Here is a 13773-nt window from a genome sequence, read left to right on the forward strand (position 1 = left end):
AACAGACGTTGCCGGTTCATCATGCTATCTGGCGAGTGGGGGAGAATCCACAGCCACTAACCATCAGCAAACTCGCCAGCGAGCAACTGCTGGAGAAGATGATTTTAAACGACCCGACTATCCTCTCCGATCAGTGGATGATCATCGGCCATCAGGAAAATACGCTCGATAAAGGGCGTATCGACCTGCTGGCGATTGCACCGGATGCGTCGCTGATCCTGATTGAACTCAAACGCGACCGCACGCCGCGTGAAGTGGTTGCTCAGGCGCTGGATTACGCCTCTTGGGTGGATGATTTAAGTGCCGAACGTCTGTCGCAGATTTACGATAGATTTTCCGGTGGTGGAAACTTGGGTGACGCATTCAGACAACGCTTCAATGCCGAGCTGGAAGATGATGCCATCAACAAATCACATCAAATCATTATTGTCGCAGCGGAGCTGGATCCCTCCACCGAACGCATCGTAGACTATCTGAGTAAGAATGGCATCTCGATTAACGTTCTGTTCTTTAAAGTATTCCAGCATGGTGATGAACAGTTCTTAAGCCGTGCCTGGCTTATTGATCCGAGCGAAACGCAAACCAATGCCGCACAGGCCACTGCTACAAGTGCCAATGCGAAGGAACCCTGGAACGGTGAGTTTTACGTCTCGTTTGGCGATTCAAACAGCCGCGTCTGGGAAGAGGCGCGCCGCTACGGGTTTATCAGCGCGGGGGGCGGGAGCTGGTATAGTCAGACGTTAAAACAGCTTCAGCCTGGCAATCGCGTCTGGGTGAAAATACCTGCAACGGGTTACGTTGGCGTCGGTATTGTACAGAGCGCCGTTGAGCCTGCCAGTAGCTTCACCATCAATACTGACGACGGCGAAAAGCGGGCGATGGATGTGCTTAAGTATAGCGTTCTCTATCACCGGAACGCAGATGACCCCGATAAGTCCGAGTATTTTGTCCCCGTGAAATGGCTGGAAACCCGCAGTGAACAAGAGGCGGTGAACGAGGTCGGATTCTTCGGCAATCAAAACACGGTCTGCAAACCAACAACTCCAAAATGGCGGCACACTATTGAAAAACTTAAGCGATATTTCGGAAACTGGAACGCCGAATTGTAATTTTCAAAGGAGTTTCGCTTTCCAAATATACTAGAAACTATTATTTCTGAAGGCATCTAAAATGGATGATTCGTTTTATTGGAACAGCTGCATTCTCGCCAATTAAGCGGTGGCTTACGTCCGGCTGACAGCAATTCATAAGCCGAGAATGTAGTTATTTTTTAAAGAGGAATTGGCATGATTATTAGCCTTGAAGACCTTGGCCTTGCCTATCGCAAAGCGAAAGTCGATCTGTACTATTCGTCCCATGTTTCGCTAGAAGCAATTGCGGAATACGAAGAGTCCCTATACGCGAATCTGACGGTTCTGCAGGGAAAAATACAAGGTGACGACGAATCATGGGTGGAAGAGAATGAGTTTACCGGTAACTGGTTTCTGGCCTCCAAATCTGTTGACATGACTTGCTGGGAACAGCAGCGCGACCCGCAAGCTAACGGTCTCATATTTTCTTCACCTGCGGAAAAGTGGACGTATGCTTGTAACTCAATGGCAGAGAAAAGCGAACAAAAAAAAATCAAAGCCGAGTTTCGAGTAATGGCTCAATGCAGCCTGGATTTTCATGTTCTCTCGACTCTTTGGATGTTGAAAGTCGGGCATCTTTTTGATGCCAAATTATCAACTTGTGCTTATGGTAACCGCCTGCGCCGTACTCTCGATGGAAAGGACATCAATGCACTTTCAATTGGTTCTTTTCAACCTTATCTCAGACCTTTTCGTGATTGGCGTGACAATGGCATTAACGCCATGCGAAGCGCGCTAAGTGACAGCAAAAGAATCGTGGCACTCACTGCTGATGTTAGTTCTTTCTATCACGAGCTGAATCCCGGGTTTATGCTTGATCCAACCTTCGTCAAAGATATTTTGGAGTTGGAACTCACTGCAGAACAAAGCAAGCTTAATCGATTATTTATTAATGCGTTAAAAGCATGGGCAATTGAGACCCCGTTGAAGAAAGGATTACCTGTAGGTCTTCCTGCTTCAGCTGTTGTCGCCAACGTAGCTCTGATCGAGCTGGATCGAGTTATTGAGCAGCAAGTCGCACCTATCTATTACGGACGGTATGTAGATGACATCATGCTGGTCATGGAAAATGGTGCAAATTTCCGTTCCATGGCAGAGCTGTGGCAATGGTTGTTCGCCCGTTCTTCCGGCAAATTGGACTGGGTGAAGGGCGAGGAAAACAAACAGATCAGTTTTCAACCAAACTATCTGCATGACAGCCAGATTCGTTTTGCAAATGCGAAGAATAAAGTGTTTATCTTGGCGGGTGACCCCGGCAAAACCTTAGTTGATGCTATTGCTCATCAGATTTATGAACGAGCCAGCGAATGGCGTGCTATGCCTCGGTTACCTCACTCCTCCAGCAATGTCGGTACTGACTTGCTTGCAGCAACTCAAAGTAATGGCGAAGTCGCTGATAATTTGCGTAAAGCAGATGCACTGACTATGCGTAGAGCGGGGTTTGCCATCAAATTACGCGACTTTGAAGCCTATGAGCGTGACCTGCAACCGGGCACATGGAAAGGCCATCGCCAGGCTTTTTTCCGGGCATTTATTGATCATGTAATGGTTCTGCCACAATTTTTTGATTTATCGGTCTACCTACCCCGAGTGATCCGACTGGCCACGGCCTGTGAGGACTTTGTCGAACTGCGCAAACTTATCTTCGCGCTCGAGCATATTTGCAATGAAGTACGAGAAAATTGCCTCCTTGCGATCAAGGCATGTCCTGATGATCACCTCCCTTCTGAAGAAGAGATTATTGGTAAATGGAGGGCTCAGCTTTTTAGCAGTGTGCTTGAAGCTATCGTTGCAGCATTTCCTCCGCGTATTTCCAAGGTAGGTAAGCAAACCTGGAATGACAATTTAAAAAACTGGCACACCCGGTGTGGACTAGACATAGAATATTTGGGTCGTGATTTTTCATTAAAGGGCTACCAAGAACAGCAGTCGAGATTATTCTCTTTAGACTTAGCACACATGCCATTCCGCTTTATTGGTCTACCAAAAGAGATGATTGCTCAACGGGGCATACCCGCTCCGAAAACAGTAGGCCATTGTGCGGAAGCATCAGAATTACTGCCTGATATTGTCGTTTTAGGTAATCAGGTTTTAGCAGAATGGTGCAAATTTAAAATCATTCCACATGGACTTTTATTTGCCACCCGGCCTTTCAGCCTGCCTGAACTCTTTATTCTAAACAATGAGGCTTATTCAGCCTCAGCTCGGCAAGAAATGCGAGCTGTTGTTCTCGCTGTTCGCGGTTTTGTCCTCGGTAATAAAACACCTTGTATCGATAAACAAGGCGTATTGCAAATTCCTGACGGTCAATCTGCTGGAAAATATGGGGTTGCCGTCTCTAGCTGGAAAACGTCCATGTCAAGCTGGACTGCGGCGGTCATGCGTTCAGCCGATCAGGATGCCACCCGTTACACTCGATTATGTCGCTTGCTTGATGGTGTGATAGCCCAACCACATAACAGTCGTTACTTAATTCTGCCGGAGCTCTCACTCCCTGCGCACTGGTTTATTAGGATTGCCCGTAAGTTACAAGGTCGCGGGATTTCACTTGTCACCGGTATTGAATATTTACATGCCAGTAAAGCAAGGGTGCGCAATCAGGTATGGGCTTCCTTGTCTCATGACGGGTTGGGTTTTCCTTCACTAATGATTTACCGTCAGGACAAACAACGCCCAGCACTGCATGAAGAGCAGGAGTTACAACGACTAGCAGGGCTAGAAATGAAACCAGAAAAGAGATGGACTACGCCTCCCATCATTCAACACGGTGATTTTCGTTTTGCCTTGTTGATTTGTAGTGAGCTGACCAATATTAGTTATCGCGCAGCACTGCGTGGCAACGTTGACGCGCTGTTTGTGCCAGAGTGGAATCAGGATACTGAAACTTTCAATGCCTTGGTCGAATCTGCTGCGCTGGATATCCATGCTTACATCATACAATGCAATGACCGCCAGTATGGCGATAGCCGCATCCGAGGCCCCTTCAAAGATAGCTGGAAGCGTGATGTACTGCGAGTCAAAGGCGGTATTACAGATTATTGTGTAATTGGTGAGATTGACGTAAATGCATTGCGACAATTTCAAAGTAGTTACCGTTCGCCAGGCAAGCCCTTTAAACCTGTTCCGGATGGCTTTGAGATAGAGCATTCTCGAAAAATGTTGCCAGAAGGATAGTGGAAAACGACCAAAAATATTGGCTGAGGTTATTGGGAATATAGCCACATGGCATTGCCAATACATAATTAGCAGGTATAAGTCGAAACTGCTTGTTGAGAGCTACCGGTTCATTTGTGCATTTAATCATCGCTCAAAATAATAGGTAGCTCTCATGTTTCATACTATTGATGATCTCTTCACTGAAAAAATGTAAAACAAACATGATAAACTGAAAACGTGAAGAGTGAATAGACATCTAAAATCCATTAACCCCATGATAGTTAAGCTGTTAAACTTAATAAACTATCATTAAAAATGATGTTACTTTTCTATCGCAATCTTGGCAAAATCAAACGGACTAACCCCTTTCTCCCGGTTCATATCCAGATAATCCGCCCACCATTGCAGCATCAACCTGCGCTCTCCCAAATGCTCGGCCTTATGAATATAAGCCGCACGCACAGAGTTACGTTCCTGGTGACTCATCTGTCTCTCTACTGCATCCTTCGACCACAAACCCGACTCAATCAGCGAACTACACGCCATCGTCCTAAAACCATGCCCGCAGACTTCAACTTTCGTATCGAACCCCATAACCCGCAGCGCCTTGTTCACCGTGTTTTCACTCATCGGTTTACGTGGATCATGATCGCCAACAAAGATCAGCTCACGATTGCCATTCATGCTTTTGATCTTTTCCAGTATGTCGAGAGCTTGCCGGGATAAAGGCACAAGATGTGGAGTCCGCATCTTTGAACCTCTATGTGAATGCTTTACACCTTCCAGCGGTTCACGCTCACCCGGAATCGTCCACATGGCAGTATCAAAATCAACTTCTGACCAGCGAGCAAAACGTAATTCACTAGAGCGAATGAAGACCAACAACGTCAGCTCCACAGCTAAGCGTGTTAGTGGTCTGCCAGTATATGTGTCGATACGATGGAGTAGTTCAGGAATGCGGTTAAGTTCTAGCGCAGCACGATGCTGTCGTTTAGCTGTGGCAACTGCTCCAGCGATCTCTTGTGCAGGATTGTAGTCAATTAAACCGCTCTGCACGGCAAAACGCATAATTGCTGTTGTTCGTTGCTGTAAACGCGCAGCCACCTCAAGACGTCCAGACATCTCTACGGCTTTGATAGGAATAAGTAAATCTCTGGTTTTTAACTCAGCGATATTCCGCTTACCAATCGCATCGAACAGATTATCTTCCAGGCTTTTAAGGACACGCCCACTGTGGGACTCTGACCACTTTTGATTGCTGGCATGCCAATCTCTGGCAACAAATTCAAAAGTGATAACTTCTTTTGCCTGCTCTTCTTTCACTGCGCGTTTATGTTCACGGGGATCAATACCGGCAGCAACTAACCTTCTCGCCTCTTCTCTCTTCTGACGAGCATCGGCTAAAGAAGTTTCAGGATAAACACCAAATGCCATCAGGTGCTGCTTTCCACCAAAGCGAAAACGAAAGCGCCAGTACTTGGACCCATTAGGATGTACCAACAACGACATTCCATCGCCATCAGCTAGCGAGTATTCCTTTGTATCGGGTTTTGCTGTACGTACTTTGATATCTGTAAGAGCCATAACGGTTTCCTTCCATGTACCGCTGTGAGTATATAATCATTATCGAACCAGCATATATACTCGGTTCTATACTCACAAGCGACTTGATGTGGATAGACGCAGTTGACATCTGTTGAATGAAATTTGGCGGAAAGCCTTGCGGATACTGGATTTCAGGCACAAAAAAAGACGTCCGTTGACGTCTATTGATGTTCCGATGGTGCCGAAGGCCGGACTCGAACCGGCACGTATTTCTACGGTTGATTTTGAATCAACTGCGTCTACCGATTTCGCCACTTCGGCACTGAAGGGGTATGCGGAAACGTTGTGGATTATACCTGTCACGCGCTGCCTTGCAAGCAGCAGCGCGCTGATCCTGCGCTAAGTGTTGAAAAAACCAGCGTAACGGCCTACTCCAGCTCAGAAACCGCCAGGCGGATCACACCGGCGGCGTGGCTTTCAGGCAGTTGCAGCACTTTGGCCCACATCTCCTGCACCATATCGCACGACAGCTTCTCTTTGCCCACCGCCTTGTCCGGAGCCTGCAACAGCTGAATATCCTCGCCGTACTTCGCGGCCAGCTCTTTCATGATCGGGCGCACGTCGGCGACGGCGGTGTCGCGCTCCTGCGCCGTCACGGTGTGGCGGTCTTTGCCGTAGGCTGCGCGCATCATGTCGGCATCGGCCTGCATACGGCGCTGCATCATCGGTTTATCCAGCACCCGCAGCGGGTTGATGCCGCCCTTCACGTCCGGGTAGAGGAAACGGAAACAGGCGTCGTCGCTCACCTTCTGGATGGCGGCGGTCTGTTCCATATTGGCCTTCATATAATCCACCACGCTCGCGTCCGGCGCGGTCTGCAGGCGCGACATCTGCAGGTGCAGGATCTGCGGTTGAATCACATCGATTATTTGCTGCTCGGAATCGCCCTCTTTCTGCATCGCGAGGATCTGTTCGCGGATGCGTTGCTGGAATGCGGGGTCTTGCTCCTTCAGCACCTGCCAGGCAGGCATGCTGTTGAGCGTGGTGTCGAGTTGCTGTTCGGGGGTGTGTTGCAGGCGTTGCTTATCGTAGTAGACCCAGCACGCCACGGCGGCGGCCAGTACGGCAACAATCACAATCGGTTTCCAGGCTCTCTTCATCGTCTCGCATCCTTTTGATCTGTCGGATTACACCGGCACGCCGCTGTGAAAACGGAACTCACTGTCCGGTGTCGAGATAAGTGTGGCTTCAATTTCGCCAAATTGCTGTACGCGAGAAGAGATATCCTTGTCACTGACCTGTTGAGCCAGCGCCAAATAGTCCTGATAGTGGCGCGCTTCCGAGCGCAGCAGCGAGAGATAGAACTTTTGCAGGTCGTCGTCGAGGAACGGCGCCAGCGCAGCGAAACGCTCGCAAGAGCGGGCTTCGATGTACGCGCCGCAAATCAATTTGTCGATCAGCGTCAGCGGTTCGTGAGTGCGCACTTCCTTCAGCATCCCTTTGGCATAGCGGCTGGCGGTGATTTTGACGTACGGAATGCTCCGCGCCAGCATCGCCTCGCGCACCTGCCAGAAGTGGTGCAGCTCCTCTTTAATCAGCAGCACCATGCTGTCGATCAACGCCTGGCCCCACGGGTCGTCGGTTTTGGGCATCACGCTTTTGCCGATCTGCTTGTGCAGGGCGATAAAATCCGGTTCCGGGCCGTCGCGGAAGGTGAAGGCTTCGTAGGGTTTGAGCCACTCGAGCAGCGCGTCGGCCCCGCTTTTGTCGGCGACATATTTACGCACTAGCAGCAGCGCGGTCTGCGCGGCTTTGAGTTCGCACACCATGTGGTCGGTGAGCAGCAGTGGCAGGTTAGCCGGGTCGCGGGCTTTATCAATCCAGGCTTGCGGGGTCGGGCAGTGGAGGAAGTTAAGAACGGGGCTGAGTATCTGCGGATAGTCCATTATGAAACCTTGCAAAGCGGCAGCCGGAGCTGCCGCAGATAACACTTAGTGGCGCACGCCGTCGTCATCTTCGTCGACGAAATCTTCATCGTCTTCGTCATCGCCGTCTTCGCCGTTTGGATCTTCGTAGTAGGTTCCCCAGCCGTCGTATTCCACTTCAAACTTCTCGGCCAGATCCATCAGCTGCTCAACCTGCTTGTCGATAAGCTCCGCGTTCAGCGCGCCTTCGCTCAGGATATCGCAGCAGATGACGGTTTCGCCCTCTTCCACTTCCAGCTCTTCCGGCTCGGTCACTTCGTAACCCATTTTGAACGCTTCTACCGCCAGTTTCTCCAGCGACGCAAAGTCATCTGCAGAGAAATGGTGCTCGATGGTGTACAGCGCGTCCGGATCGCTGCCGTCTTCCAGCAGCTCTTCAATGATCAGGCGCGTCTCTTCGCGTTGCTCTTCCAGCAGTTCTGGGTTTGCCATGGCTCGTTCCTCTTTAAGTTCGGCAGATACTTCTATTTTCACACACGGACGTGTTTGCCTCCACCTAATGTAAGAAAGATTTGTGAAACAGGGTTGCAAATGAATATTCATACATATAAAGTGAATTTTAATTCAATAAGTGGCCTTTGCCATGTGAGGATAAAATGTCTGAACTGTATAAAAAGCACTTCCTGAAATTGCTCGATTTTAGCCCTGCACAACTGCATTCTCTGCTGTCGCTTGCCGCGCAGCTGAAAGCTGATAAAAAAAATAACAAAGAAGTACAGAAGCTTACTGGCAAAAACATCGCGCTCATCTTCGAAAAAGACTCAACTCGTACACGATGCTCTTTCGAAGTTGCCGCATTTGACCAGGGCGCACGCGTCACTTATCTCGGGCCAAGCGGCAGTCAGATTGGGCATAAAGAGTCAATTAAGGATACCGCCCGCGTGCTCGGGCGGATGTACGACGGAATTCAGTATCGCGGCCACGGTCAGGAAGTGGTCGAAACCCTGGCGGAATATGCGGGCGTGCCGGTGTGGAACGGGCTGACCAACGAATTCCACCCGACCCAGCTGCTGGCAGATCTTCTGACCATGCAGGAGCATCTGCCGGGGAAAGCCTTTAATCAGATGACGCTGGTGTATGCGGGCGATGCGCGCAACAACATGGGTAACTCGATGCTCGAAGCGGCGGCGCTGGTCGGCCTTGATTTGCGTCTGGTCGCGCCAAAAGCCTGCTGGCCGGAAGAGAGCCTGGTCGCAGAGTGCAGCGCGCTGGCGTTGCAGAATGGCGGTAAGATTACCCTGACGGAAGACGTGATCGCCGGTGTGAAAGGCGCGGACTTCATCTATACCGACGTCTGGGTGTCGATGGGCGAGCCGAAAGAGAAGTGGGCGGAGCGGATTGAGCTGCTGCGCAGCTATCAGGTGAATTGTGAAATGATGGCGCAGACCGGCAACCCGAACGTGAAGTTCCTGCATTGTCTGCCCGCGTTCCACGACGATCACACCACGCTCGGCAAGCAGATGGCGAAAGAATTTGATTTGCACGGCGGGATGGAAGTGACTGACAAAGTGTTCGAGTCAGACGCGAGCATCGTGTTTGACCAGGCGGAAAACCGGATGCATACGATTAAGGCGGTGATGGTGGCAACGCTGGGGCAGCCTTAGTCCTCTGCGGTCTGGTGCCCTCACCCTGACCCTCTCCCACGGGGAGAGGGAACAAACATCAAAAACGACAACTCTGGTTATCGTTTTGCTTTTACCTCGACCTCACCCAGACCCTCTCCCACGGGGAGAGGGAATAAACATCAAAAACGACAACTCTGGTTGTCGTTTTGCTTTTACCTCGACCTCACCCTGACCCTCTCCCACGGGGAGAGGGAATAAACATCAAAAAAGACAACTCTGGTTGTCGTTTTGCTTTTACCTTCATTCGATTGATTTTTCAGCGAAAAAAAGGTACTTTTTCACCTGAACCCCAGCGTGGACGGTCCTTAATTATGCCTATTATTCAGTCTGTTGAACGTGCCCTGCATATCCTCGATCTGTTTAACGAACAGGCGACGGAGCTGAAGATCACTGACATCAGTAAACAGATGGGTCTGAGCAAAAGCACGCTCCACTCGCTGCTCAAAACGCTCCAGCTCCACGGTTATATCGATCAGAACCCGGAAAACGGTAAATATCGCCTCGGCATGAAGCTCGTCGAGCGCGGCCATTTTGTGGTGAGCTCGATGGATATTCGCCAGAAGGCGAAGGGCTGGCTGACGGATCTGTCGCAGCGCACCGGGCAGACCACGCATCTGGGTATTCTCGATGGGCGCGAAGGCGTGTATATCGAGAAGATTGAAGGCAAGCTGGCAGCGATTGCCTATTCACGGATTGGCCGTCGGTTGCCCGTCCATGCGACCGCGATCGGCAAAGTGTTGATCGCCTGGCTTAGCGATGCTGACCTCAACGCTCTGCTTGAAGATTATCAGTACACCTCTTTCACGCCCGCAACGATAACCTCACGCGAGGCGCTGCTGGCCGCGCTGGCGCAAACGCGTGCGCAGGGTTACGCCCTGGACAGCGAAGAGAACGAACAGGGCGTGCGTTGCGTATCGGTCCCGGTGTGGAATCACGAATCCCGTGTGATTGCGGCCCTCAGCCTGTCGACCTTAACCTCACGCGTGGACGACGACGAGTTCGCCCGTTTCCGGGGGATGCTGGAAGAAGCCGGGCTGCAGCTCTCAAGAGCGCTGGGCTACCCGGCCTGAGGGGTTACGCCGTGGCGGGCGTATAGCTGAAGTAGTCAAAATCTGCGTAGCAGCCGTCGCCACTGATGTCTTCGCAGTGCAGCCCGACAAATGCCCCCGTAAAGAACCCGCGACCGCCGATATAATCATCCGACAGTTTCCACGCCTCATAGGTGACAGGCACGGTATGCCACTGCTCGCCGTCAAACGAATAGCTGTAGCGATACACTAAATGCTCGACGTCAACACGCAGCCACACGCTCTGCGCGTCGTCCGGCACCGGGATCGGCTGCTCGTGCAACGGCCACGACGGGACGTTGTGATCAAGCTGCAACACTTTGATCGTTCTGCCCTTCCCTTCCTCGTAATCAACAAAAACGTAGCTCCAGTTTTTGCTGTTGTAGTAGCAGGTCAGGCCCGCGCTCTGCTGGAAATGTCGCGGGGCAAACTCCATGCGCGTCTCGGCGCGAAACGCAAAGTGCTGCCAGCGCCGTGCCACGGTGGACTGGGTAAAGGTCGAGTTTAAGGAATCATTGCCGTACAGACGTAAAAAGCCCGTACGTGCGGTTAGCGATCCGAGAGAATCATCAAACGGAATGCGCAGGGTTTGCAGTTCCGGGTTAAGCGTTGAGGTATCAAAATCATCGCGCCAGTTCGCAGCCGGCACGGTCTGGCTCTCTGTCATCTTCGGTCCAGGCACGCTGACCTGCGCGTGTTTGCCGCCTTCCACGTACGGCCAGCCGTCGCGCCAGGTGATACGCGCAATCCCCGTTTCACGTCCCAGTGAGCAATAGCCTCGTCCGCCAGACGCCAGCAACGGCACGCCCGACAAACGCTGCGGTCGGCTGGTGAGATACGCCATGTACCATTCACCGGTGTGCGTCTCCAGCAGCGAGCCGTGCCCGCTCTTTTGCAGCGGATTTTCCGGCAGATGCCAGCTGGTCATCATCGTCACGTCCGGGTGCAGTTCATACGGGCCGTCGAGCGTTTTCGCCCGCAGTACCACTACCGCATGCTCATAGCTGGTGCCCCCCTCCGCCACCATCAGGTAATACCAGCCGTCTTTGCGATAAATGTGCGCGCCTTCCGTGTAACACAGCGGTGTACCGGTAAAGAGGGTTTTGCGCTCTGGCGATAATTGCTGCGTCTGCGGGAAATACTCCTGCATCACGATGGTATTGTGCGGATTGCTGTGATGGCGTGGGCCCCACGGACGATAAATGTAGTATTTGCGCCCATCGTCATCGTGGAACATCGATGGATCAAACCCACCGTTGCCCATCGGGATCGGCTCGCTCCACGGCCCTTCGATGGAGGGCGCAGTCACCAGGAAATTCTTACCATTTTTCCACGGCGAATCGACGATTTTCACGTCCGTATACAGCAGCCAGAACTGCCCGTCGGCATAGCTCAGACACGGCGCCCAGATGCCGCCGGAATCAGGATTACCTTTCATATCCAGCATCGACACGCGATCCAACGGCGTGCTGACCAGCGACCAGTTTTTCAAATCGCGGGAGTGATAAATCCTCACGCCGGGGAACCACTCAAAGGTAGACGTGGCGATGTAGTAATCCTCGCCCTGGCGACACAGTGACGGGTCCGGATTGAATCCGCTCAGAATCGGGTTAGTAATGGTGTACATAAAGCCTCCTTCTTAATGGGATGCCGCCGTCGCCGCCGCGGGAAGATCCTCGCCCTGCGCCGCACGGTGTTTCAGCAGTTGCTGGCTGATGGCCTGAACGCGGTCATCGCTGAGTTTGTAAAGCGAGAGCATGGTGAACATGCCGATGTAGAGCACCACCGGCACCACGCAGAACAGGATTTTGATGGTGGTTAGCACTTCGATCGGCTGCACGCTGCTGCTGGCGGAGTAATTGACGTACGCAAGGATCCAGCCGACCACCGCGCCACCAATGGCCAGGCCGATTTTCAGGCTGAACAGATAGGTAGAGAACACCAGTCCGTCCAGACGACGGCCGCTGCGGCTTTCTTCGTAATCGACAACGTCAGACGCCATCAGCCATTGCAGCGGCGTGGTGGTGTTAAAGACAAACAGGAACAGGATATTCAGGGCGAAGATCAGGCCGATATACGCCACCGGGGTGATGAAAATCAGCAGGCTGATCAGGGAGTACGCCACGATAATCCACTTGAACGACTTCACGCGGTCAAAGCGGCCCAACAGTCTGGACGAACAGAGCGAACCAAACATAGTGGCGATGCTGCCGTAGAGTAAGAACTGCGTCGCCATCTCCGGATGGTCCATAACGTATTTCACAAAATAGAGCGTTGCCCCGCCGCGCACCACGTTGGAACAGGTCGCCATCATTTTGAACGCACACATGATCCGCCACTGGCTGTTACCCCACAGCAGCTTCAGATCTTTCGATACTGATGAACCCGGCTGCACCTCAAAGGTGTAGCGTTCTTTGGTGGTAAAGAAGCAAACATACAGCAGCACCACGCCGCTCAGCCCCAGCACGCACATCGCGCCAAAATAGCCCAGCTGCTCATTCCCTTTGCCGATGATCCCCACCAGCGGCAGGGCAATCCCACTGATTGCCAGCGATCCCGCGGCAGCCAGGAAAAAGCGCCACGACTGGAGCGCATGACGCTCTTTCGGATCGGCGGTGATGACGCCAGGCATCGCGCAATAAGGCACATTGACGAAGGTGTAGACCAGCGTCAGCAAAATGTAAGTCACGCAGGCGTAGATGATTTTACCGTTGGCGGAAAAATCTGGCGTGTAGAACGTCAGCATGCAGACGATACCAAACGGGATCGCGCCCCACAGCAGGAACGGGCGGAACTGACCGTGGCGGGTACGGGTGCGGTCGACCAGCAGCCCCATCAGCGGATCGGTCACGGCATCAAGAATACGAGACACTAAAAACAGCGTCCCCATAATGCCCGCCGATAAGCCAAACACATCGGTATAAAAATAGGCCAGCAGGAACATGGTGGCCTGCCAGACGAAGCCGCAGGCGGTATCACCCAGCCCGTAGCCAATTTTATCTTTCATGGTTAATTGCATTATTACCCCCAACGCAGAAGTGAAAAAGTGCAAACGTCAGGGTCCTGTACCAGGCAAAAGCAATACCTGGTGCATCGTCAGGAATACACCCTTTTTTCGTGTGCTGATTTGACTATTTGGTGTTAATAGAGTGTAAGGAAACGATCGAATAACCGGCAATGGTCATATCTTATTTGTGAATTATGATATTTCGCTTTTGTGATAAGCATCGTTATATATTGGGATTTTGAAAAATAGTTTTGGCTT

11 protein-coding genes and 1 tRNA gene are annotated in these 13773 nt (G+C 51.7%); 5 read left to right on the plus strand and 7 right to left on the minus strand.

From position 1 onward, the window contains the following. The first annotated feature begins 8 nt into the window (after positions 1 to 8). Both JBO43_RS08040 and JBO43_RS08045 read left to right on the plus strand, forming a co-directional pair. The gene (locus JBO43_RS08040; protein WP_202674083.1) at positions 9 to 1109 is read left to right on the plus strand and encodes a DUF8606 domain-containing protein; all 1101 of its coding nucleotides are present in this window, start codon (positions 9 to 11) and stop codon (positions 1107 to 1109) included. Positions 1110 to 1286: 177 nt separating this feature from the next. Then, positions 1287 to 4304, plus strand: coding sequence for a reverse transcriptase domain-containing protein (locus JBO43_RS08045; RefSeq protein WP_202674084.1), 3018 nt, complete (start codon positions 1287 to 1289; stop codon positions 4302 to 4304). A 303-nt stretch (positions 4305 to 4607) separates the two neighbouring features. Here the strand turns inward: JBO43_RS08045 and JBO43_RS08050 are convergent, their stop codons facing one another. The 5 genes from JBO43_RS08050 to rraB form a co-directional block, all read right to left on the minus strand. Continuing rightward, positions 4608 to 5870, minus strand: coding sequence for a tyrosine-type recombinase/integrase (locus tag JBO43_RS08050; RefSeq protein WP_202674085.1), 1263 nt, complete (start codon positions 5868 to 5870; stop codon positions 4608 to 4610). 197 nt (positions 5871 to 6067) lie between these two features. After that, positions 6068 to 6152: transfer RNA gene (locus JBO43_RS08055), tRNA-Leu, on the minus strand. Positions 6153 to 6259: 107 nt separating this feature from the next. Continuing rightward, on the minus strand, positions 6260 to 6991 hold the full coding sequence (locus JBO43_RS08060) for a topoisomerase II (RefSeq protein ID WP_202674086.1): 732 nt from the start codon (positions 6989 to 6991) through the stop codon (positions 6260 to 6262). Between the two features lie 27 nt (positions 6992 to 7018). Continuing rightward, positions 7019 to 7777, minus strand: a complete 759-nt coding sequence (miaE, locus tag JBO43_RS08065; RefSeq protein ID WP_202674087.1) for a tRNA isopentenyl-2-thiomethyl-A-37 hydroxylase MiaE — start codon at positions 7775 to 7777, stop codon at positions 7019 to 7021. 45 nt (positions 7778 to 7822) lie between these two features. Then, complete coding sequence (gene rraB / locus JBO43_RS08070; RefSeq protein WP_095280574.1) at positions 7823 to 8248, minus strand: ribonuclease E inhibitor RraB; 426 nt, start codon at positions 8246 to 8248, stop codon at positions 7823 to 7825. A gap of 99 nt (positions 8249 to 8347) precedes the next feature. Between rraB and argL the strand changes: the two genes are divergently transcribed. The 3 genes from argL (at position 8348) to JBO43_RS08080 (ending at position 10511) form a co-directional block, all read left to right on the plus strand. Beyond that, positions 8348 to 8443: a putative translational regulatory protein ArgL gene (gene argL, locus JBO43_RS22940; protein WP_233210430.1), complete on the plus strand. Its 96-nt coding sequence runs from the start codon at positions 8348 to 8350 to the stop codon at positions 8441 to 8443. Beyond that, a complete protein-coding gene (gene argF, locus JBO43_RS08075) occupies positions 8413 to 9420 on the plus strand; it encodes an ornithine carbamoyltransferase (RefSeq protein ID WP_103948339.1) in 1008 nt (335 codons plus the stop codon). Before argL ends, argF begins: the two co-directional genes overlap by 31 nt. Positions 9421 to 9752: 332 nt before the next feature. Then, the gene (locus JBO43_RS08080) at positions 9753 to 10511 is read left to right on the plus strand and encodes an IclR family transcriptional regulator (RefSeq protein WP_103949924.1); all 759 of its coding nucleotides are present in this window, start codon (positions 9753 to 9755) and stop codon (positions 10509 to 10511) included. A 4-nt stretch (positions 10512 to 10515) separates the two neighbouring features. Here JBO43_RS08080 and JBO43_RS08085 read toward each other — a convergent pair whose 3' ends face one another. Together JBO43_RS08085 and JBO43_RS08090 are read right to left on the minus strand one after the other, a co-directional pair. Then, on the minus strand, positions 10516 to 12135 hold the full coding sequence (locus JBO43_RS08085; RefSeq protein WP_202674088.1) for a glycoside hydrolase family 43 protein: 1620 nt from the start codon (positions 12133 to 12135) through the stop codon (positions 10516 to 10518). Positions 12136 to 12147: 12 nt separating this feature from the next. Next, the gene (locus tag JBO43_RS08090) at positions 12148 to 13530 is read right to left on the minus strand and encodes a glycoside-pentoside-hexuronide (GPH):cation symporter (RefSeq protein WP_202674130.1); all 1383 of its coding nucleotides are present in this window, start codon (positions 13528 to 13530) and stop codon (positions 12148 to 12150) included. Positions 13531 to 13773 lie beyond the last annotated feature (243 nt).

The sequence above is a fragment of the Lelliottia jeotgali genome, from assembly GCF_016771845.1.
In the GTDB taxonomy this organism is placed as follows: Bacteria; Pseudomonadota; Gammaproteobacteria; order Enterobacterales; family Enterobacteriaceae; genus Enterobacter; species Enterobacter jeotgali.

What these genes read in the sequence shown, in the direction of transcription:
- JBO43_RS08050 (WP_202674085.1), bottom strand. Translation starts at nt 5,870, where the DNA reads ATGGCTCTTACAGATATCAAAGTACGTACAGCAAAACCCGATACAAAG.
- JBO43_RS08060 (WP_202674086.1), bottom strand. Translation starts at nt 6,991, where the DNA reads ATGAAGAGAGCCTGGAAACCGATTGTGATTGTTGCCGTACTGGCCGCC.
- JBO43_RS08045 (WP_202674084.1), top strand. Translation starts at nt 1,287, where the DNA reads ATGATTATTAGCCTTGAAGACCTTGGCCTTGCCTATCGCAAAGCGAAA.
- argF (WP_103948339.1), top strand. Translation starts at nt 8,413, where the DNA reads ATGTCTGAACTGTATAAAAAGCACTTCCTGAAATTGCTCGATTTTAGC.
- JBO43_RS08080 (WP_103949924.1), top strand. Translation starts at nt 9,753, where the DNA reads ATGCCTATTATTCAGTCTGTTGAACGTGCCCTGCATATCCTCGATCTG.
- rraB (WP_095280574.1), bottom strand. Translation starts at nt 8,248, where the DNA reads ATGGCAAACCCAGAACTGCTGGAAGAGCAACGCGAAGAGACGCGCCTG.
- JBO43_RS08085 (WP_202674088.1), bottom strand. Translation starts at nt 12,135, where the DNA reads ATGTACACCATTACTAACCCGATTCTGAGCGGATTCAATCCGGACCCG.
- miaE (WP_202674087.1), bottom strand. Translation starts at nt 7,777, where the DNA reads ATGGACTATCCGCAGATACTCAGCCCCGTTCTTAACTTCCTCCACTGC.
- argL (WP_233210430.1), top strand. Translation starts at nt 8,348, where the DNA reads ATGAATATTCATACATATAAAGTGAATTTTAATTCAATAAGTGGCCTT.